This is a genomic window from Salinigranum sp. (genome assembly GCF_041641895.1).
Lineage (GTDB): Archaea > Halobacteriota > Halobacteria > Halobacteriales > Haloferacaceae > Salinigranum.
The window spans coordinates 16,410-35,496 of record NZ_JBEPXO010000037.1; the positions used below are offsets into that span (position 1 = coordinate 16,410).

Genomic DNA, 19,087 nt, shown 5'->3' on the forward strand with positions numbered 1-19,087 from the left:
GTGAGGGGGAGGCGCTCCGACGGCGCACACACCGCGTGTAGTGAGCGTCGGAGCAGCGGTCCATCCGAGAGCGGCCTTCGCCGGAAGGACGGAACTGACCGAGGACCGCGCGGCACACGGACGCGGTGTGACCACGCCCTCCCCAACCGACTCATTCGTTCGTTTCACTCACTCAGTCGCCCCTCGCGCGAGTCGCTCAGTTCGCTTCGCTCACACGTCCCGCGCGCCTGCGTGTCAGCCACAAGGCGTGACGCGCCCCGTCCGCGACGTCGTGGGGTCCGTCCACGCCACCGCAGTCGGCTGGCAGGTCTGTGGGCTCACCGCCGTGGCGGCCGGGCAGTCCGTCTCCGGGCGCCGCGGGACGCACTCGAGCACTTCACTCACCGTTCGGGGTGGGTCGGCGCGTCGAACCCGCCGCGCACGAGCGGTTTCGCGACGTGTCGCCGGGCGCACGGCGGCACCTCGTACCACCCGCGTTCGAGGTCACGGTCGAGACGCCGCGTCGCCATCCCGCTGCGCGTCTCGCAGTCCCGGCACCGGTAGCCCTGCCCGCGGCCGGCGCTCTCCATCGACCGCCCGCAGTCGGGACAGGTCGGCGTCACGCGCTCCGTTCTGACGAGCGACCGGACGGCGAACTTCTCGAGTTTCAGCGTCCCCGCCGACACCTCGCCGCAGACGGTGAGACGGTCGCCCGGGCGGAGCGACCGGACCCGGTCGCGGAAGTGCTTCGTCGGTTCGAAGGCGACGCAGTCGACGGCCGTCCGGGGCGTCTCGGTCCCCGTGTTCGGCACGTCGCTCGGCCCGAGGCCGAAGAAGACGTGGCCGCCACGCCGGGTCTCGGGCGGGGTGGTGACCACTCCCGAGACGCGCGAGGCACGGCCGTCGCGGAGGGCGTCGAAGCCGTCGTCGTGAAGGTGGGCGTCGGTCCCCTGGTTCGTCACGAACGTCGCCCGCCGGTCGACGGGTTCGCTCTCGATGCGGGCGGCGACGGCCCGACAGCGGGCGGGGTCGTCCCCCCTGATGCCGTAGAGGATGGGCCCCGGCGCGTTCGGAACGCAGACGGCCTCCCCCTCGACCCGGTCGACGGTGTCCCAAACGGTCGGATAGCCCCAGTCGGCGGCGGCGAAGACGGAGTCGACGTCGACCTCTCGCGGCGTGCCACAGCGGTCGAACGCGCGGTAGGAGATGTGTTCGTAGGTCCACTCGTCGAGACCGACCCACGCGCCAACGGCGGCGAGAGCGCCGATGCGGCCCCGCCCGCCGTCCCACCCGCGGTGGTGGTAGCCGTGGTCCGCGGCGAGCGAGAGCGCCCGGCCGAGCGAGTGGTGCTCCCGGACCGCGTCGCGGGCGAACCGGGCGACAGCGGCCGAGACGGCGTCGGGGTCGTCCGGCGCGACGACGACGCCGGGGCTGGTCCGGTCGTCTTCGAACTCGCTCCAGCGCTCGACGGCCTCGCAGGCGTGGTCGAACGCCGTCGCGGACGGACAGGCGGTGTGGAGCGCCACCGCCGCGTTGCCGCGGGTCTTGTGCTCGACAGCGGGGTCGAGTCGGACGAGCAGTCGCCGCTCGACGTCGTACCCGGCGTCGCGGAGCGTCTCCGCGAGACGGGTCGCCAGGTAGGTGCTGCACATGCCACGCTCGCGAGAGTCGGTGTCGTCGAGCGCGATGACGGTCATTGCGAGCAGTTGCGCGCCGAGCGGCTAACCGGTTTCGTCCCGCCCGTCGGCAGCGGTCGACCCGTGGAAGCCGGGTGACCGACGACAGCCGCGCCGGGTACTCGGAGCGGTGGGCGGGCGAAGCGTTCCAGTATATAACCATATCGGCCGGCGAGACGCAAAACCGCCTGACTCCGCTCCCGGGTGGGTGAGAAACACATATATCCGATGAGTGGCCTAGTAGTGTCCATGTCGCGGTCCGCGTTGATCAGCAACATCACCGCGATGTTACGCGATGCCGGGTTCGTCGTGAGCGACCGCATCGCCATCCGGCCCAAGAGCTTCGACCTCGCCGCCCGCCGCGGCGACGACCTCCTCCTGTTGAAGATTCTGGGCAACATCGACGCGTTCGACGGAGGGACGGGGGCGGAGATGCGCCGACTGGGGTCGTATCTGGACGCGACGCCGCTCGTCATCGGGATGCGGACGCGCAACGAGGACCTCAAGCCGGGCGTCGTCTACTTCCGACACGGCGTTCCGGTGTTGAACCCCGACACGGCGATGGACCTGTTCATCGAGGAGGTCCCGCCGCTCATCTACGCCGCCCCCGGCGGACTGTACGTCAACATCGACGGCGACTTGCTCGCCGACGAACGGCAGGAGCAGGGGATGAGCCTCGGCCAGTTGGCGAGCGAACTCGGCGTCTCCCGACGTACCGTCTCGAAGTACGAGGACGGCATGAACGCCTCCATCGAGGTGGCGGTCCAGCTGGAGGAGCTGTTCGACCAGCCGTTCTCCGCGCCCGTCGAGGTGATGGACGGCGCCGACGAGGTCCGCACGGCCGATCCGACTCCGGCCGACCCCGAGGCCGACCCGGACGACGAGCACGTCGTCACGGTCCTCACGCGGGCGGGCTACGACGTCCACCCGACGCTCCGTGCACCGTTCAAGGCCGTCTCGGAGGACAGCGCGGACAGCCGCCGCGGGCAGAACGTGCTCACCGGTCACTCGGCGTTCAACCGGAACGCCGAGAAGCGCGCTCGCATCATGTCCTCGCTCGGTGAGATTACCCGGACGCGCTCGGTGTACTTCACCGAGGAGCGCACGAAGCGCGAGTCCGTCGAACGGACGGCCATCGTCTCCTGTGAGGAACTCGCGGCCATCGACGACCCCGACGAGATTCGTGACCTCATCCGCGACCGGACGACCGAGCCGGCCGAGTCGTAGGCGGGGCGGACGACGTCTACGCTTATGTCTCTCGCCGACGTGGTAGAGTGTCATGTACACGGACGAGTCACACCGGACGCTCCGCGACGCCGTCGACGACCTGGTGATGGAGTGGCCGGGCGTCTCGCGGAAGGTCATGTTCGGCTGTCCCTCCTACGTCGCCGACGGCGTCCTCTTCGCCGTCGTCTCCGAGCAGGGACTGTCGCTCACGCGGCTCTCGGAGACACAGCGAGCGAAACTCGAGCGGTCGCTCTCGGTCGAACCGTTCGAGGCCGGCGGACGTCTCGTCCGCCGGTGGGCGACCGTACAGGTCGACCCGGGTCGCCTCGCACCGGTGGAACACGCGCTGCGGCAGAGCTACGAGGCGGCGGTCGTCTGAACTGCGAGAGAGGAGTCGGTTAGCTCGCGCTGCCGTACGTCTTCTCGAGGTAGGCGACGATGTCGTCGGACTCGGCCATCCCGTCGACGTCGTGTTCCTCGTCGACGAGGACCGGGACGCCGGTCTGACCGCTGATCTCTTCGACTTCGGTTCGCTCGCTGTGCGCGCGGGGTACCTCCCGCGGCTCGTACTCGAGGCCGAGTTCAGAGAGCTTATTCTTCACCTTCGCACAGTACGGACAGCCGGGCAGTTCGTAGAGGATGAGATTCGACATCGGTTCTGGATAGAGCCCTCGTTCATAAGAGGCCGACGGTGCTGTGTCGCCAGCCGTCACAACCGTCGTGCGCGACACACACACGCACGCACCGCGTCGCGGTCGGGCGACCCGTCGAAGCGCTCGCACTCGCGTCAGCGTGACCTCACACGGCGGGGGGGTGGACCGCGAGCGCGGACACGGCAACCGTGCGACACAGCCCCGCCAGAGTGTCAGACCTGCGCCGCGAGGACGCCGCTGGTCCGGACCACGAAGTAGACGACGAACGCGGCGGCGAGCACCCAGTGACCGAGGCGGACGTCGTCGAGTTCGCCCGCGGCGAGTTTCACGATGGGGTACGAGATGATACCGGCGGCGATGCCGTAGGCGATGGAGAACGTGAAGGGCATGACGAGGATGGTCATCCCGGCGGGGACGGTGTAGGTGATGTCGTCCCACGCGATGTCGACGACGTTCTGGAGCATCACGACGCCGATGACCACGAGCGCGATGTGGGAGGCGTACAGGGGAATCGCGGCCGCGAGCGGGACGACTGCGAGCGAGGCGAGGAAGAGCACGCCGACGGTAGTCGCCGTGAGACCGGTGCGGCCACCCTCCTCGACGCCCGAGGCCGACTCGATGTACGTCGTCACCGTCGAGGTGCCGAGCATCCCGCCGACGGTGGTCCCGACGGCGTCGGCCATCAGCGGCCTGTCGATGTCCGGGAGGTTCCCGTCCTCGTCGAGGAAGCCCGCGACCTGTGACACGCCCGTTAGGGTTCCGGCGGTGTCGAAGAAGTCGACGAAGAAGAACGTGAAGACGATGAGTGCGAAGGAGAACGCCTCGACGTTCCCCAGTCCGGTGACGAACGCGCCAGCGAGCGGCGTGATGTCGTACTGTGCCGACGCGGGACCGGCGACGAGACCGGCGTCGGCGGAGACGAGGCCCGCCTGGGTGACGCCCCAGCCGATGAGCGTCGTGAGGAGGATGCCGATGATGATAGAGCCCCGGATCCCGCGGGCGTACAGCGCGAAGGTGAGGAACAGGCCCACGACGGAGAGGATGGCGACGGGATCGGCGGCGACCGGACCGAGCGTGACGTACGTCGCGGGGTCGGAGACGACGATGTTCATCGCCTCCAGACCGATGAGCGCGAGGAAGAGGCCGATACCGGTCCCGACGGCGAACTTCACCGGTTCGGGGAACACCTTGATGATGTACTCACGTGCGCCAACGGCGGTGAGGACGATGAATAGGAGTCCCTCGACGACGACGGCGGCGAGCGCCGTCTGCCACGGGACGCCGAGCGCGCCCACGACGGTGAAGGCGAAGAAGGCGTTCAGCCCGAGGCCGGGCGCCTGGCCGAACGGACGGTTCGCGTACAGCCCCATGATGAGCGTGGCGACGGCCGCCGCGATGATGGTGACGACGGCGAGCATCGAGCGGACGGTGGCGGGGTCGAACCCCTGGATGATGATGCCCGGTTTGGCGTCCGGTATGCCGGCGAGGATGGCGGGGTTGACGACCACGATGTAACTCATGGTCAGAAAAGTCGTCAACCCGGCCAGCACTTCGGTGCGGACGGTGGTGTCGTACTGGTCGATGTCGAAGTAGTCAGCGAGCGTCTGTTCCAGCCCCATATGCACGTCTGAGGATAGTCCGAAGAACTTACTTAATCGTTCTCATCTCGAACCCCGTATGTGTACACATTCGTGTACAAAACTGGACGAGAGAAGGTGAAAATCACCTGATGATACCACGACTACGGATACTATCTCGGGATGGGGTTGCGTCAGTCGAACGTGGCGAGAGCGGCGATGGGCGCGTCGGTGAGGTCCCGGGCGGCGGCCATCCCCTCGTCGCCGGCGGCGATGAGCGTGAAGACGCCGACGACGTCTGCGTCGGCCTGGTTCGCGATGTCGAGGAGGAGTTCCTGGGTCTCACCCGACCGGATGAGGTCGTCGACCACCAGCACCGACTGGCCCGACGAGAGCGCGGACGCGGGGAGGTAGTAGGTGAGTTCGATACCCGACGCCAGTCGCTGGCGGGACTCGATGAACTCCTCGACGGCCGTCTCCTTCGACTTCTTCGCGTAGGCGAGACGGGCGTCGAAGTACGACGCCATCGCCGCCCCGAGCGTGATGCCGTCCGTCGCGGCCGTCAGCACCACGTCGGGCCGCTCGAAGCCGAAGGCGTTGGCGGCGACGGGCGCGACGAGGTCAAGGAACGACTGGTCGAAGACGACCCCCGAGTTGTCGACGTACCCCTCGTCGTCGAACGTCACCCGCGCCTCGAGTTCGGTCGCCAGCGCGTCGCGACCGACGCCCTCGACCACTTCCCGGGCGCGCTCGACGCCCGGCAGGACGTGCCCGTTGACGTAACGGTTGAGGTCACCGGCCGGCAGTTCGGTGAGGTCGGCGAGTTCGTCGTACGTCCGTGTCTCCTTCAGCATCCGAAGCACGGCGACCGCTTGCAGCTGGAGGGCCGCTTTCTCCGCTCTGTTCATGTATCGAACCACACGCCTGCACAAGTATGAACACTTCGATGTTTTCAGCGCGCGAGTTGTCCACGAGCGTGGGAGCGCGGAGCCCGGTGACGACGCGCGCCGTCCGTGTCGGTCCGCCCAGGGGGGAGCGGCGAGAGCGTCGGCGCTACGACGCGTCGGCGTCCCGGTCGGCGAGCAGGTCCGAGGCCGTGACGAGCGCCTCCAGTTCGACGTCGTGGTCGGCGAGCAACTCGCGTGCGCCCTCCTCGCGGTCGACGACGACGAGCACCCGGTCGACGACGGCACCCAGTTCACGGAGCGCCGCGACGGCGTCGAGGGCGCTCTGGCCCGTGGTGGCGATGTCCTCGAGGACGACGACTTCCTCGCCCGCCTCGAAGCGGCCCTCGATCCGGTTCGCGGTCCCGTACTCCTTGGCCTTCTTGCGGACGACGACGTAGGGGTTGCCGGTCTCGACGCTCGTGACCGCGACGAGCGGTACGGCACCGAGCGCGACGCCGGCGAGTTTCGTGTCGCCGTCGCGGTCGGCGAACGCCTCGGCGACGAGTTGGAGGCAGTCGGGGTCCGTCTCGAAGAGGTACTTGTCGACGTAGTAGTCGGAGGTGCCGCCGTGAGAGAGTTCGAACTCCCCGAACTGGACGGCGTCGGCGGCTCTGAGCGCCGAGATGAGCTCCTGGTTCGTCATGCGAGTGTGTCGGTCGGCGGGGGAGTATAAACGAGGCGGTCCGCGGTCGCTCCGAGAGCGTCTATATAGAACACAGTTTACTCGACCGCGAAATATTTTTTCTTCGAGCCACTACGTTCTCCTGTATGGCACGGACCTCGTACGAACTGACCGAATCGTTCGGTGGTTTCGAGGCGGGAGCCCTGCTGGACGTGACGGCCCGGTTCGGCGACTGGCACGAGTACGACCTGAAGCTCGAACCCGCCCGACCGAACCCGCAGGCGCCAGCAGTGTTCGTCACCGAGTCGGAGTCAGGGTTCAGCGAGGCGGAGATTCTCGACGAGACTGCCCGGTTCGGCGACTGGCACGAGTACGACCTCGCGTTCGACCCCGTCTCGGACGACGCTGACTCCGACGGGGTGAGCGGACCCATCCGCGTCACGATGGCGGCGTTCGAGCGGGTGGCCGCTCCGGTCGACACCACGGCGTAGCGCGCTCACCACGGTTCGCTTTTCAGCCCCAGCACGTAGGCGACGCCGTTCGTCACGACGTGGAGGACGGGTGTGGCGACGAGGACGACGGCCAGCGCCGTGAGCGGGAACGTCGTGGCGAACCACCGGGGTGCGACGAGGGCGGCGAGGCCGAGCGCACCGACGACGAAGTCGAGTTGGTCCAGTCCGGGGAAGGCGGCACCGCGTTCGCGGCCAGTGCGTCGCTTGAGGAACGAGGCCCCGATGTCGCCGAGCATCGCCCCGAACGAGAGCGCGACGGCGACGTGGAGGGGAAACGTCGGGAGCGCAAAGCCCACCGCCTCCGCGACTGTCGGACTGAGGAAGTTCAGCGCGAGGGCGACGAGCGTGCCGGCGAGGGTGCCGGCCGCCGTCCCCCGCCAGGTCTTGCCGTCGCCGAGGACGCGCCGGTCACCCCAGGTGCGCCCCCCGTCGATGGGGCGACCCCCACCGAAGAGGACGGCGGCGTTGTTGGGGACGTACGCGGGCAGCATCGCCCACAGCGCACCGGCGACGAGTGAGCCGACCATACCGGATGTCCGAAACGGACCCGATAAAACGCGGCGGTTTCACTCGAGAGGGCAGGGGTCGACCGGCACACAACGACTAAGTAACATGTCTGTCAAGCTACAGGCACAATGGCTCGCATCTTCAAGTCGCCGGCGCGGTACGTCCAGGGTCGGGGAGTGACGGCGGACGTCGGCACACACGTCGAACCGCTGGGAGACACGGCGCTACTGGTCGCGGACGAACTCGTGCTCGATCTCGTCGAGGACGACGTCGTGAGCAGCCTCGACGAGCACGGCGTCACGGCCAGTTCGCTGACGTTCGGCGGGGAGTGCTCGACGGCGGAGATAGACCGCATCGCGGACGTCGCCGCCGAACGGGGTGCCGACGTGGTCATCGGGGCCGGGGGCGGGAAGGCGCTCGACGCGGTGAAGGCCGCCCGGTCGGAGCGCGGAATCGCGATGGTCTCGATGCCGACCATCGCGTCGACGGACGCGCCGACGAGCGCCCTGTCGGTCGTCTACACCGAGCACGGCGAGTTCGAGGAGTACCTGTTCCACGACGAACACCCCGACCTCGTTCTGGTCGACACCACCGTCGTCGCTGCGGCACCGACGCGACTGTTCCGTGGGGGCGTCGCCGACGCGCTCGCGACGTGGTTCGAAGCGGAGGCCACGTCCGACTCCGACGGCGACAACGTGGTCGGCGGGAAGCCGACGCGGGCCGGGACACACCTCGCGAAGCTCTGTTACGAGACGCTCCGCGAGCACGCCGTCTCGGCGGTGGAGGCAGTCGAACGTGACGCCGTCTCCGAGAGCGTGGAGGCCGTCACGGAGGCCAACACGCTGCTGTCGGGACTCGGCTTCGAGAGCGGCGGCCTGGCGGCGGCACACTCGATCCACAACGGACTCACACAGCTCGAAGCGACCCACGGGGCGACGCACGGCGAGAAGGTGAACGTCGGGACCATATCCCAGCTCGTCCTGGAGGGTCGCGACGACGCGTTCGTCGAGGAGATACTCGAGTTCTCCCTCGACGTCGGCCTCCCGGTGACGCTCGCCGAAATCGGGCTCGACGACCCGACGCGCGAGCAGCTCGACGTCGTCGCCGAGGCCGCGTGCGACCCCGCGGAGACCATCCACAACGAACCGTTCGCGGTCGAACCCGCGATGGTCCGGGACGCGATCCTCACGGCGGACCGCCTCGGGGAGCGCGTGCGCGCGGACCGGTAAGTCGCCGACTCCGCGGCCCGCCTCCCGCTCCGGCGACGGACGGGGCGAGCGACGACGACCGACGCGAAGAGGAAGACCTCATAAGGCCAGCCACTAACTCTCCTCTGATGTCCTCGTGGAGACGCGATTTCGCCTCGGGCCTCGTCGTCTTGGTCCCGATACTCGTTATTCTGTTCGTCATCAACTGGCTCTACTCGCAGATCGCGAAGCTCCCCATCATCAGACAGCTCGAACAGCCGTTCGGCGTCCTCGTCGCCATCGTCGTCTTCACGATGCTCGTCCTCTCGGTCGGCTATCTGATGCGGACCACCGCCGGCCGACTGTTCGAGGCCGGCCTCGACAACGTGATGAACCGCGTCCCCCTCGTCCGGGTGCTCTACAACGCCTCCAAACTCGCCGTCGAGACGGCGCTCACGGGGACCGAAGACCTCCAGAAGCCCGTCCGCCTCGAAGTGTGGCCGGGCGTGCGGATGACGGCGTTCAAGACGGGCAAGCGCACGAAGGACGGCCGTGAAGTCCTCTTTATGCCCACCGCACCCAACATCACGACCGGGTTCGTGATGGAGGTCGAATCCGAAGACATCACCGAGACCAACGAACGCGTCGAGGAGGCGCTGACGCGCATCCTCTCTGCGGGGTTCGCCGAGGAGGACCACGGCGTCGAAATCGACGTCTTCGAGGAACCCGACTCCGACGGCGAGTCGTCGGGGTCCGTCGACATCACCACCGAGTCCGGGGCTGGGTCGTCGGGGTCGTCAGGGTCGGGCTCGGGGTCGTCAGGGTCGGGCTCGGGGTCGTCAGGGTCGGGCTCGGGGTCGCAGTCGTAGTCGTAGTCGTCGCCGTCGGGGCGAGAGACGGCAAGGCCGTTCTCGGGAGGCGGCAGAAGACACTTGACCCGGAGGGACGGGTGACGAGACATGCGTCGTCCCTCCAGACGCACGTTCCTCGGCCTCGCCACCCTCTCGCTGTCGGCGGCCGGCTGTCTCGGCCGCCGGGAGGGTGACGGAGCATCGACGGACACCGCAACGACGACCGGACCGGACGCGGCGACGGCGGCAGCGACACCGTCCTCGTCGGGGACGTCGACGACCGACGCGGCGACGCCGGGCACACTCGGGACAGAACGGACCGTCAGTGGCCGCTCGGTCACCGTCTCGAACGTCAGCGTGCGAGACGCACTGCTCTATCTCGACACGCCCGACTCGATGGCGGTGGCGAACCGCGACGGAGAGCGATACGTTCTCGTCTCCGTCGAGGGGTCCGAGTCGGGACCACCTCCAGAGGCGTTCTCGCTCCGCGTCGACGGCGACGACGCCGACGTGGCGGAGGTCCGCGGCGGCCTCGACGACTACGGCCCACGGTACGACCCTGGTTACACCGGCGAGACGGGGTACCTCCCGTTCGTCGTCCCCGTCGGCCTCGACGCCGACGAGGGACACGTCGCAGTCGAGTACGAGGGCGAGACCACGGCGTGGCGACTCGACGACGCACACCTCGACGCGCTGCGCCGGTCGAAGCCACGGTTCGAACTCCGGACGGTCGAGCTCCCCGACCGGATACGGCCGGACGCCCGGCTCCGGGCGCGCGTCGCGGCCGAGAACGTTTCCGACGTCGCCGGCGTGTTCAGAGGCGTGCTCAACGTCGCGAACCTGGGCGCGGCGTACGTCCCGTACGCGTTCGAACTCGACGCCGAACCCGGCGAGACGGTCAGCTGGGAGAAGACGTTCGACGAGCGCCCGCCCGACGGGGCCGACGCCGTCGGCTTCTTCCTCGACACGGTGGCCGGTGACAGGGAGGTACAGGCACCGGTGGGTGTCGGGACGGCGGTCGGAACCGCGACGGCAACCGGAGACGGGACCGAGAGCGGACGCGAGTGAGTCCTACTCCACGTACGTGAACCACTCCTCGTGGTCGTCGGTGCGACGCTCCACGAGGTCGAAAAAGGCCTGCTGGATCTCCTCGGTCACGGGGCCGCGCGACCCGTCGCCGATGACGACGTTGTCGACCTTGCGGATGGGCGTCACCTCCGCCGCCGTGCCGGTGAAGAACAGTTCGTCTGCGGTGTTGAGTTCGCCGCGTGAGATGGTGGCGTCGTCGTGGACGGTGTACCCCAGTTCCTGCGCGAGGGTGATGGCGGTCTGGCGGGTGATGCCGTCGAGGATGCTCTGGGAGAGCCCCGGAGTGTATATCTCCCCGTCGCGGACGAGGAAGATGTTCTCGCCCGGCCCCTCCGCGACCTGCCCCTCCTTGTTGAGGACGATGGCCTCGACGTAGCCGTTGCGCCGCGCCTCCTCCCCCGCGAGCAGCGAGTTGACGTACAGCCCCGTCGTCTTCGCGTTGGTCGGAATCTGACTCGAGGCGTGTTTGCGCCACGAGGAGACCATCACGTCGACGCCCTCCTCCAGCGCCTCCTCCCCCAGATACGCCCCCCACGGCCAGGCGGCGATGGCGACCTCGACGGGGCAGTCCCGCGGACTGACGCCCAGCGAGTCGTAGCCGTAGAAGGCGATGGGGCGGATGTAACACGACTCCAGGTCCTGCCGGCGGACGAGTTCCAGCGTGGCCTCGGTCAGTTCCTCCCGGGAGAACGGAATCTCCATGTTGTACGGCTTCCCCGACTGGTAGAACCGTTCGAGGTGTTCGTCCCAGCGGAAGATGGCCGGGCCCTTCTCCGTGTCGTAACACCGGACCCCCTCGAAGACACCGGTCCCGTAGTGGAGGCCGTGCGTCAGGACGTGGACCTGCGCGTCGTCCCAGTCGACGAACTCGCCGTCCTGCCAGATCGTGTCGACGTCCATGTCGTCGAAGCTCATACTCGCTCGTAGCCGGCCACCGTTATAAAATCATCAGCAATCGGTGTGAGCACAACCCGCACGGACCGCCGCCGTTTTTCACGCTCGGCCGCCCACGCGGTGACGATGGCAATCGACACCGTACTCGTGACGGGGGCGACCGGTCGCATCGGCCCGCTCGTCGTCGACCGACTGCGCGAGGAGTACCACGTCGTCGCCAACTCCCGCTCCGGCGGCGACGTCGGCGACGACCACGTCCGGGGAGACATGACCGACCCCGGCGACGCCTACGGCGTCCTCGCGCGGAGCGACGCCGACGCCGTCGTCCACCTCGGGATGCTGTCGAACCCGAACGAGACGCCCGGGCACGTCACCTTCCAGAGCACCGTCGGGAGCACCTACAACGTGCTGGAGGCGAGCGAGGCGCTCGGCATCGAGTCGGTCGCGCTCGCGTCGAGCATGAGCGCACTCGGCACGGGGTTCGACCCCGACCCCGTCCGCCTGGAGTATCTCCCGCTGGACGAAGCCCACCCGCTCACGCCGCGTGACCCGTACGGTCTCGCCAAGCAGGTCATGGAGGTGACGGCGACGGGCATCGGCCGACGGGCGGACGCCCCGACCGTCACGTCGTTCCGCGTGCCCTGGATGCCGCGGGAGGAGGAAATCCAGCGAGCGTTCGTCGAGAGCGACCGGTCGCTCGAAGCGGTGCGGGCACACGAGTCGTACCACTCGATTCGCAACACGCTCTTCTCGTATCTGCACGCCGCGGACGCCGCCGACCTGGTCGCCGCTGTGGTCGCGGCCGATCACACCGGACACGAGGCCGTCTGGGCGACGGCCCCGGACACGACGGTCGACCGCCCGACGAGCGAACTGGTCGACGAGGAGTACCCGGACGTCGCGGTCAGACGCGAGTTCGAGGGGTACGAGAGCCTCGTCTCGAACGAGAAGGCGACGGCGCTGCTCGGGTGGGAACCGCAGCGGAGTTGGCGCGACTAGGACAGGTCGGCGACGAGGTCACGGCCCTCGACGTAGACGAGGTCGTGAACGCGTGCGTACGCGCGGGCGTCCGCGACGGAGCGGGCGGCCCCCGTCTCGTCGTCGAGCATCTCACAGACGACCACGGCGGGGGGGAGGTCGGCCGCGCGGGCGAGTGCGAGGCCCAGTTCGGTGTGGCCGCGCCGCTCGTCGAGGAGGCCCGCAGCACCGCGGAGGAGGTGGACGTGGCCCGGCGAGCGGAACTCACGGGCGAAGTCGTCGGGGCCGTACTGCTCCCCGCGGTCGACCCGTCCGGCGACCGACGCGAGTTCCGTGATGGTCAGCGAGCGGTCAGCGTCCGTGATTCCCGTGAAGGTGTCGCGGTGGTTCACCGGGAGCGAGAACGACGACCGGGCGTCGTACCCCAGGTCGTGCCCCCCGGCGGTCGGGTGGTCGATGGAGCTGTCGAGGAACGGGAGGTCGAGCGCCTCGGCCACACCGTCGGCGAGTGCCGCACAGACGAGGCCGCCCGCGTCGTTCCGGAGGTGGGCGACGGCGCTCGGCGTGACCGCGCCGGCGGGGTAGACGATGTCGGTCTCGCCCTCGCGGTCGGCGGCGTCGTGGACGAGCACCGGGTCGCCGGCGCGGAACGCCGCCACCGCGCGGACGACGGTGTCCTCGACGGCGGTACAGTCGGCGTCGACTTCGACGTTCACGTCGGTGTCCGACGTCGTCGGCATCTCAGACCGCCTCCACGGTGACGACGACCCGGTCCCCGTCGTCGATGCCGAGTGCGTCGCGGAGTCGGTCGGGGGCGATGACCTCCAGTTGCGTCTCGTCGTGGTGGGTTCGGTCGGGAACGATGATGTGTGCGTCCTCGTACGCCTCCCCGTCGGCAGTGAGGCGGGCGGCGTAGCACGTCGCGGAACCGAACGTCCGTTCGTCGTCCTCCCACGCGTCGATGGGGACGGCGTCAAGCGCGCGGATGCCCGCGCGGGCCCGCACGCTGTCCGACGTGAGGTCGACGTTGAGCGTCCCCGGGTAGGGTTCGTAGCCGAGGCGCTCGCGGAACTGCTCCATGTAGCCCGGCAGCGAGATGTAGTGTTTCCCCTCGCCCATGCCGCCGGTGACGCTCCCCTCGAGCGTGACAGACTCGGGCGACTCGAAGAGCGTCCGGTACTGGGCGTACTCCGCTCGGAGCGCCGACTCGCCGGCTTCGGTGACCGACACCCACTGGCCGTCGCTCACGACGTCCCGGTCGAGATAGCCCGCCTCCTCCAGGCGCTGTAGACGGCGTGAGGCGGTCTGGCCCGACGTCTCCAGCCCGGCGGCCAGCCCCGAGCAGGATATCTTGACGGGGCCGACCAGCCCACCGTCGAGCGCGACTCGGCGGAGGGCGGCGAGTTCGTCGTGGCCGACGGCCCGCGACTGTGCCGATTCTGACATGGCTCGGGCTATGGGGTCACCGGGCATAAGCATACCGAATATGGGATGCGTAACAGAATCGTGATGGCGTCGGCCGGGTCCGAACGGGAGGGATTCGTCGTACGGACCCACCCGGACTAAACGTGTCGGTCGGCGGGTCGAGTCCCCGTGGTCGCCGACCCGAGGAGGGCGACCACGTCGCGTCCGTTCCGTTTCGTTCCGTTCTGTCGTGTCCCACGCCGTACCGGACGCGTGAGGCGACCGGAACTCGGTACCCTAATACCAGACGAGACGGAAGGGGGGCGCATGTTCAGAGCCTTCCGAGCGGAGGTCGAAGCCGCGCTCTCGCGCGCGCTCGAATCGCTCGACCTGCCGACGGGCGACCTCGGCGTCGAGGAACCGCCCGAAGACGTCCCCGCGACGCTCGCGTCGAGCGTCGCGTTCCGACTCGCCGGCGAGGTCGGTGCCCCGCCGCCGAACGTCGCGGCGGACATCGCCGAGGCGATCGACGTCGACGAGTACGCCTTCGTCGACCGCGTCGACACGCAGGGGCCGTACGTCAACTTCCACGTCGCGCCCGCGTACGACGAGGCGACGCTCGACGCGGCACAGGAAGAGGGGTACGGGCGACTGGAGGACCGCGAGACGAGCGTCGTCGTCGAGCACACGTCGGCGAACCCCACCGGCCCCGTCCACGTCGGACGTGCGCGCAACCCTATCCTCGGCGACGCCATCGCCCGCTGTCTCGACTACGCCGGCTACGACGTCGAGCGCCACTACTACGTGAACGACGCCGGCCGGCAGGTCGCCGTCTTTACCTGGGCGTACGAGACCTTCGACGAGTCGGACCTGCCCGACCCCGAACGGGACCGACCGGACTACGACCTCGTCCGCTACTACCGGAAGGGGAACCAGTGGCTCGACGAGGCCTCCGAGGCGGAGGCCGAGGCGGCGGAGGCCGAAATCGAGGCCATCATGCAGGGCCTCGAAGCGGGCGACGAGGAGACGTTCGAGCGCGTCGGGCGGGTCGTCGACCAGGTGCTCTCGGGGATGCGTCAGTCGCTCGAACGACTGCCGGCGGCGTTCGACGCCTTCGTCAAGGAGACCGAGTTCATCCGCGACGGGAGCGCCGACGACGTCGTCGCCCGACTCAAAGAGAGCAGGGCGGCCGTCTACGAGGAGGACGCCTGGCAACTCGACCTCACCGACTACGGCATCGAGAAACACCTCGTCTTCCTCCGCTCTGACGGGACGACTCTCTACACGACGCGTGACCTCGCACACCACGAGTGGAAGTTCGACAACTTCGACCGCGCCGTGACCGTGCTGGGCGAGGACCACAAACTCCAGGCCCAGCAGTTGAGGGCAGCGCTGGACGTCCTCGGCAACGACACCTCGAAGCTCGAATCGACGTTCTACTCCTGGGTGAACCTCCCCGAGGGCGGGATGTCGACGCGGGAGGGCACCGGGGTGGACCTCGACGACCTGCTCGACGAAGCGATCGCCCGTGCGCGCGACGAAGTCGAGTCGCGCCTCGACACGCGGAGCCGCGACGACGACCTCTCCGAGGCGGACGTCGACCGCATCGCCCACCAGGTCGGCATCGGTGCCGTCCGCTACGACATCGTCTCGAAACAGCCGACGAAGAGTATCACGTTCGAGTGGGAGCGCGCGCTCGACTTCGAGGCGCAGTCCGCGCCATACATCCAGTACGTCCACGCGCGCTGTTGTGGGATTCTCGACGAGGCGGAGGTGAGCGAAACCGTCGACGCCTCGGTGCTCACCGCCGACGAGGAGCGGGCCCTCCTGCGGGTCATCGCCCGGTTCCCGGCCCGGGTCGAACAGGCCGCCGAGGACCTCGAACCGCACGTCGTCGCGACGTACGCGCGGGAGTTCGCCGAGACGTTCAACGCCTTCTACCGCGAGTGTCCGGTACTGTCGGCCGAGGACGAATCGGTGCGTGCGGCTCGACTCGCACTCGTCCGCGCGTCGCGACACACTGTCGCGAACGCCCTCGACGTCCTCGGCGTCGAGGCGCCGACGTCGATGTGAGACCCGCTCGGTGAGGAGAGACTGACAGACACGGCGGGCCGCGGGACGGACGACTCGGGAGGGACGACTGGCACCGGAGAGAACGCGACTCCTCGTCAGGCGAGGACCGGCACCGGAGCGACGACGCCGGCGACGAGCGACCCGCCGACGCCGAGAACCGTCGCCGCTCCCAGACCGAGTGCGAGGAGCAGGAACAGCACGAGCCACCAGAACGGAACGGATTCTGAGTCAGCCATACGAACCATCTTCGGAGCGAGCTAAAAGAAGCTCTCGTTATCGCTCGCACCGGGGCCGGACGACACCTAGCTGAAGAAGCGCCTGAACAGCCCCTTCTTCTCGTCGGGTCCCTCCTCGACGTTCGTACCCGCGTCGTCGGCGTCACCTGCCGCATCGGCGTCCGTGTCGGTGTCGTCAGTGTCGTCGGTGTCGTCGGCGTCGGCCGCGACGTCCGCGTCGGCGGCGGCGTCACCTGCCGCATCGGCGTCCGCGTCGGCGTCCGACTCCTCGTCGTCGCGGTCGGTCACGTCGCCCGCCGTCTCGTGCTCGTTCGCGGCGTCGGCCCCGGCTTCGGCGTCCGGGATGTCGGTCGTCTCCTCCGGGGAGATGGTGACGTTGCGGTCGTCCGGTGGCGTCGTGTCGAACGTCACGTCGGCGTCCGCATCGGGTTCGGCTTCGGCGACGACGCCGGCCACGGAGTCGTCGGCGGCGTCGCTGTCGGCGTCGGCGTCAGACTCGTCGGCCGCGCCGACGGTCCCCTCCGCGTCCGCGAGCGCCGACGCGATGCCCCCACCCCCGCCACGCCGCTCGGTCCCGGCGTCCTCGTCCGCCTCCGACGGGGACGGGTCCACGGACGCCGCCGCGTCGGTGTCATCGGTGTCATCGGTGTCATCGGTGTCATCGGTTGCGTCGGTGTCGTCGGTGTCGTCGGTGTCGTCGGTGTCGTCGGTGCCAGTATCGCTATCGGTGTCGGTGTCAGCGCCAGTGGTGTCGGTGGCGTCGGCGTCGTCACTTTCGCCTGCCTCGCTGGCGGCCTCCCCAGCGAGCGAGGCGGGGTCGTCCGCCTCGTCGAACGCGTCCCCGGGACCCGCTTCGTCGAACAGTGAGGAGACGTCGAGGTCGTCCACGTCGTCGGGTGAGTCCTCGATGAGCGAGGAGACGTCGAGGTCCTCCACGCCGACGGCGGGGGCGTCGTGGTCGCTCTCGTCGGCGTCGCGTTCGGCCTCGTCCGCGGCGGCGCGCTCTGTCTGGCCCGCGTCGTCGATGGTGACGTCGTCCACGTCGTCGGTGACGAGGTCGTCTGCCCCATCTACATCGTCCACCTCGTCACCGTCGAGGGGTCGCTCGTCGACGGCGGCCTCCGCCGCGGCAGCGGCCTCGCGCGTCTCGACGGCGACGGCCGCCTCGTCGAACGCGTCCCCCATCGCGTCGGCCGCGACGGCGTCCGCCAGGACCCGGTACGCGGCGGCAGCAGGGGAGTCCGGGTCGAGCGTCGCCGGCGGGTCCTCGCCCGTCTCGGTCCCGATGGCAGGGTCTTCGGGGACGACCGCCAGGAGGTCGGCGTCGACGGCCGCGGCGGCCGCCTCGACGTCGACGCGCGCCGTGTCGACGCGGGTGAGGACGAGACCGGCGACGGGCACGTCGACGCGGGCGGCGAGCTGGTTCGTCTTCTCGGTGTCGCCGAGGGCGTCGGTCGCCGGCGTCGAGACGAGGAGGACGGCGTCGGCGAGGCCGAGCGGGAAGAGGGTGTCGTGGCTCAGCCCCGCGCCGGTGTCGACGAGGACGACGTCGTAGTCGGCGAGGGCGTCGAGCACCCCGTCGAGGCCGCGGGGGTCGGCCCGGGCGTACGCGTCGAGCGGCGGCGACCCGGGGACGACGGCCAGTCCGTCGGGGCCCTCGTAGACGGCGTCGAGCGGGTCGGCCTCGTCCGCGAGCACGTCGTGGAGGGTCGGCCCGTCGGCTGAGACGCCGAGCAACCGACCGAGGTTCGGCATGCCGACGTCGGCGTCGACCACCGCGGTTCGGTGGCCGGCGGCGGCGAGCGTCGCCCCGAGAGCCGCCGTCGTGGTCGTCTTGCCGACCCCGCCTTTCGCGCTCGCGATGGCGTAGACCCGTCCCATACTGTCCGAAACGAACCGTGGTGGATATATAAAAGTTGACGCGGGACGGTCGGTGCGCCCCGCCGAGTCGCCCGTGAGGGACCGAGGCCCACAGTCAAAGGTTACTTAGCCACTGGCCGGGCTAGGAGAGACAATGAGTACTGACGCCGAAGAGGTGAGCGAGGACCGCCGGAAGTACGAGTTCCGGAAGGTCATCGAGGACCTCAAGGAGTTCGAGGGATCGGGGACGCAGCTCGTCTCCATCTACGTCCCGCCGGACCGGCAGATTTCGGACGTCGTCGCCCACGTGACCCAGGAGCACTCCGAAGCGAGCAACATCAAGTCCAAGCAGACCCGCACGGCGGTGCAGGACGCGCTGACGAGCATCAAGGACCGCCTCCGGTACTACAAGAACCCGCCGGACAACGGGATGGTGCTCTTCTCGGGCGCCATCGACTCCGGCGGCGGCCAGACCGAGATGGTCACCAAGGTGCTGGAGAACCCGCCGGACCCCGTCCAGTCGTTCCGCTACCACTGCGACTCGGAGTTCCTCACCGAGCCGTTAGAGGAGATGCTGATGGACAAGGGGCTGTTCGGCCTCGTCGTCCTCGACCGCCGCGAGGCGAACGTCGGCTGGCTGAAGGGCAAACGGGTCGAGCCCGTCAAGTCCGCCTCGTCGCTCGTCCCAGGCAAGCAGCGGAAGGGTGGCCAGTCGGCACAGCGGTTCGCCCGGCTCCGCCTGGAGGCCATCGACAACTTCTACCAGGAGGTCGCCGAGATGGCGAACGACCTGTTCGTCCCGAAGCGACACGAAC

20 protein-coding genes are annotated in these 19,087 nt (G+C 69.0%); 9 read left to right on the top strand and 11 right to left on the bottom strand.

Annotated features, from left to right (window positions below):
* Positions 1-380 precede the first annotated feature (380 nt).
* Positions 381-1,676, bottom strand: a complete 1,296-nt coding sequence (locus ACESK5_RS09800) for a DUF1743 domain-containing protein (protein ID WP_372911380.1) — start codon at positions 1,674-1,676, stop codon at positions 381-383.
* Between the two features lie 228 nt (positions 1,677-1,904).
* Between ACESK5_RS09800 and ACESK5_RS09805 the strand changes: the two genes are divergently transcribed.
* Together ACESK5_RS09805 and ACESK5_RS09810 are read left to right on the top strand one after the other, a co-directional pair.
* Positions 1,905-2,882 (top strand): transcriptional regulator, encoded by a 978-nt coding sequence (locus ACESK5_RS09805; protein ID WP_372911381.1) that lies wholly within the window; start codon positions 1,905-1,907, stop codon positions 2,880-2,882.
* A gap of 52 nt (positions 2,883-2,934) precedes the next feature.
* A complete protein-coding gene (locus ACESK5_RS09810; protein WP_372911382.1) occupies positions 2,935-3,261 on the top strand; it encodes a hypothetical protein in 327 nt (108 codons plus the stop codon).
* A gap of 19 nt (positions 3,262-3,280) precedes the next feature.
* Here the strand turns inward: ACESK5_RS09810 and ACESK5_RS09815 are convergent, their stop codons facing one another.
* From ACESK5_RS09815 to pyrE, 4 genes are all read right to left on the bottom strand, one after another.
* Positions 3,281-3,535: a glutaredoxin family protein gene (locus ACESK5_RS09815; protein WP_372911383.1), complete on the bottom strand. Its 255-nt coding sequence runs from the start codon at positions 3,533-3,535 to the stop codon at positions 3,281-3,283.
* Between the two features lie 212 nt (positions 3,536-3,747).
* On the bottom strand, positions 3,748-5,154 hold the full coding sequence (locus ACESK5_RS09820; protein ID WP_372911384.1) for an NCS2 family permease: 1,407 nt from the start codon (positions 5,152-5,154) through the stop codon (positions 3,748-3,750).
* 152 nt (positions 5,155-5,306) lie between these two features.
* Complete coding sequence (locus ACESK5_RS09825; RefSeq protein ID WP_372911385.1) at positions 5,307-6,020, bottom strand: phosphoribosyltransferase family protein; 714 nt, start codon at positions 6,018-6,020, stop codon at positions 5,307-5,309.
* 145 nt (positions 6,021-6,165) lie between these two features.
* Positions 6,166-6,702 (bottom strand): orotate phosphoribosyltransferase, encoded by a 537-nt coding sequence (gene pyrE, locus ACESK5_RS09830; protein WP_372911386.1) that lies wholly within the window; start codon positions 6,700-6,702, stop codon positions 6,166-6,168.
* Positions 6,703-6,827: 125 nt separating this feature from the next.
* Between pyrE and ACESK5_RS09835 the strand changes: the two genes are divergently transcribed.
* Positions 6,828-7,172 (top strand): hypothetical protein, encoded by a 345-nt coding sequence (locus ACESK5_RS09835; protein ID WP_372911387.1) that lies wholly within the window; start codon positions 6,828-6,830, stop codon positions 7,170-7,172.
* Positions 7,173-7,177: 5 nt separating this feature from the next.
* On the opposite strand, the gene ACESK5_RS09840 is transcribed toward ACESK5_RS09835, so the two are convergent.
* Positions 7,178-7,720: a CDP-2,3-bis-(O-geranylgeranyl)-sn-glycerol synthase gene (locus ACESK5_RS09840; RefSeq protein ID WP_372911388.1), complete on the bottom strand. Its 543-nt coding sequence runs from the start codon at positions 7,718-7,720 to the stop codon at positions 7,178-7,180.
* Between the two features lie 108 nt (positions 7,721-7,828).
* Here ACESK5_RS09840 and ACESK5_RS09845 point away from each other — a divergent pair, with 108 nt between their 5' ends.
* From ACESK5_RS09845 to ACESK5_RS09855, 3 genes are all read left to right on the top strand, one after another.
* Positions 7,829-8,929: a glycerol dehydrogenase gene (locus tag ACESK5_RS09845; protein ID WP_372911389.1), complete on the top strand. Its 1,101-nt coding sequence runs from the start codon at positions 7,829-7,831 to the stop codon at positions 8,927-8,929.
* A 107-nt stretch (positions 8,930-9,036) separates the two neighbouring features.
* Positions 9,037-9,756 (top strand): DUF502 domain-containing protein, encoded by a 720-nt coding sequence (locus tag ACESK5_RS09850; RefSeq protein WP_372911390.1) that lies wholly within the window; start codon positions 9,037-9,039, stop codon positions 9,754-9,756.
* 90 nt (positions 9,757-9,846) lie between these two features.
* Positions 9,847-10,806 (top strand): hypothetical protein, encoded by a 960-nt coding sequence (locus tag ACESK5_RS09855; protein ID WP_372911391.1) that lies wholly within the window; start codon positions 9,847-9,849, stop codon positions 10,804-10,806.
* Positions 10,807-10,809: 3 nt separating this feature from the next.
* On the opposite strand, the gene ACESK5_RS09860 is transcribed toward ACESK5_RS09855, so the two are convergent.
* Complete coding sequence (locus tag ACESK5_RS09860; protein WP_372911392.1) at positions 10,810-11,742, bottom strand: branched-chain amino acid transaminase; 933 nt, start codon at positions 11,740-11,742, stop codon at positions 10,810-10,812.
* 105 nt (positions 11,743-11,847) lie between these two features.
* Here ACESK5_RS09860 and ACESK5_RS09865 point away from each other — a divergent pair, with 105 nt between their 5' ends.
* The gene (locus ACESK5_RS09865) at positions 11,848-12,720 is read left to right on the top strand and encodes an NAD-dependent epimerase/dehydratase family protein (RefSeq protein WP_372911393.1); all 873 of its coding nucleotides are present in this window, start codon (positions 11,848-11,850) and stop codon (positions 12,718-12,720) included.
* Here the strand turns inward: ACESK5_RS09865 and ribB are convergent.
* Entirely contained in the window at positions 12,717-13,439 is a 723-nt protein-coding gene (ribB, locus tag ACESK5_RS09870) for a 3,4-dihydroxy-2-butanone-4-phosphate synthase (protein WP_372911394.1), read from the bottom strand. The two genes, ACESK5_RS09865 and ribB, sit on opposite strands and share 4 nt — an antisense overlap.
* Position 13,440: 1 nt before the next feature.
* Entirely contained in the window at positions 13,441-14,145 is a 705-nt protein-coding gene (locus ACESK5_RS09875) for a DUF120 domain-containing protein (protein WP_372911395.1), read from the bottom strand.
* Between the two features lie 285 nt (positions 14,146-14,430).
* Here ACESK5_RS09875 and argS point away from each other — a divergent pair, with 285 nt between their 5' ends.
* Positions 14,431-16,176: an arginine--tRNA ligase gene (argS, locus tag ACESK5_RS09880; protein WP_372911396.1), complete on the top strand. Its 1,746-nt coding sequence runs from the start codon at positions 14,431-14,433 to the stop codon at positions 16,174-16,176.
* A 95-nt stretch (positions 16,177-16,271) separates the two neighbouring features.
* On the opposite strand, the gene ACESK5_RS09885 is transcribed toward argS, so the two are convergent.
* Positions 16,272-16,412: a hypothetical protein gene (locus ACESK5_RS09885; RefSeq protein ID WP_372911397.1), complete on the bottom strand. Its 141-nt coding sequence runs from the start codon at positions 16,410-16,412 to the stop codon at positions 16,272-16,274.
* Between the two features lie 66 nt (positions 16,413-16,478).
* The gene (locus ACESK5_RS09890; RefSeq protein ID WP_372911398.1) at positions 16,479-18,293 is read right to left on the bottom strand and encodes a P-loop NTPase; all 1,815 of its coding nucleotides are present in this window, start codon (positions 18,291-18,293) and stop codon (positions 16,479-16,481) included.
* A gap of 133 nt (positions 18,294-18,426) precedes the next feature.
* Here ACESK5_RS09890 and prf1 point away from each other — a divergent pair.
* The coding region (gene prf1, locus ACESK5_RS09895; protein ID WP_372911399.1) for a peptide chain release factor aRF-1 at positions 18,427-19,087 on the top strand (661 nt) is incomplete at its 3' end.

Excerpts from the sequence above, each read along its gene's own strand:
- ACESK5_RS09800 (WP_372911380.1), bottom strand. The coding sequence starts at position 1,676 with ATGACCGTCATCGCGCTCGACGACACCGACTCTCGCGAGCGTGGCATG.
- ACESK5_RS09805 (WP_372911381.1), top strand. The coding sequence starts at position 1,905 with ATGTCGCGGTCCGCGTTGATCAGCAACATCACCGCGATGTTACGCGAT.
- ACESK5_RS09810 (WP_372911382.1), top strand. The coding sequence starts at position 2,935 with ATGTACACGGACGAGTCACACCGGACGCTCCGCGACGCCGTCGACGAC.
- ACESK5_RS09815 (WP_372911383.1), bottom strand. The coding sequence starts at position 3,535 with ATGTCGAATCTCATCCTCTACGAACTGCCCGGCTGTCCGTACTGTGCG.
- ACESK5_RS09820 (WP_372911384.1), bottom strand. The coding sequence starts at position 5,154 with ATGGGGCTGGAACAGACGCTCGCTGACTACTTCGACATCGACCAGTAC.
- ACESK5_RS09825 (WP_372911385.1), bottom strand. The coding sequence starts at position 6,020 with ATGAACAGAGCGGAGAAAGCGGCCCTCCAGCTGCAAGCGGTCGCCGTG.
- pyrE (WP_372911386.1), bottom strand. The coding sequence starts at position 6,702 with ATGACGAACCAGGAGCTCATCTCGGCGCTCAGAGCCGCCGACGCCGTC.
- ACESK5_RS09835 (WP_372911387.1), top strand. The coding sequence starts at position 6,828 with ATGGCACGGACCTCGTACGAACTGACCGAATCGTTCGGTGGTTTCGAG.
- ACESK5_RS09840 (WP_372911388.1), bottom strand. The coding sequence starts at position 7,720 with ATGGTCGGCTCACTCGTCGCCGGTGCGCTGTGGGCGATGCTGCCCGCG.
- ACESK5_RS09845 (WP_372911389.1), top strand. The coding sequence starts at position 7,829 with ATGGCTCGCATCTTCAAGTCGCCGGCGCGGTACGTCCAGGGTCGGGGA.
- ACESK5_RS09850 (WP_372911390.1), top strand. The coding sequence starts at position 9,037 with ATGTCCTCGTGGAGACGCGATTTCGCCTCGGGCCTCGTCGTCTTGGTC.
- ACESK5_RS09855 (WP_372911391.1), top strand. The coding sequence starts at position 9,847 with ATGCGTCGTCCCTCCAGACGCACGTTCCTCGGCCTCGCCACCCTCTCG.
- ACESK5_RS09860 (WP_372911392.1), bottom strand. The coding sequence starts at position 11,742 with ATGAGCTTCGACGACATGGACGTCGACACGATCTGGCAGGACGGCGAG.
- ACESK5_RS09865 (WP_372911393.1), top strand. The coding sequence starts at position 11,848 with ATGGCAATCGACACCGTACTCGTGACGGGGGCGACCGGTCGCATCGGC.
- ribB (WP_372911394.1), bottom strand. The coding sequence starts at position 13,439 with ATGCCGACGACGTCGGACACCGACGTGAACGTCGAAGTCGACGCCGAC.
- ACESK5_RS09875 (WP_372911395.1), bottom strand. The coding sequence starts at position 14,145 with ATGTCAGAATCGGCACAGTCGCGGGCCGTCGGCCACGACGAACTCGCC.
- argS (WP_372911396.1), top strand. The coding sequence starts at position 14,431 with ATGTTCAGAGCCTTCCGAGCGGAGGTCGAAGCCGCGCTCTCGCGCGCG.
- ACESK5_RS09885 (WP_372911397.1), bottom strand. The coding sequence starts at position 16,412 with ATGGCTGACTCAGAATCCGTTCCGTTCTGGTGGCTCGTGCTGTTCCTG.
- ACESK5_RS09890 (WP_372911398.1), bottom strand. The coding sequence starts at position 18,293 with ATGGGACGGGTCTACGCCATCGCGAGCGCGAAAGGCGGGGTCGGCAAG.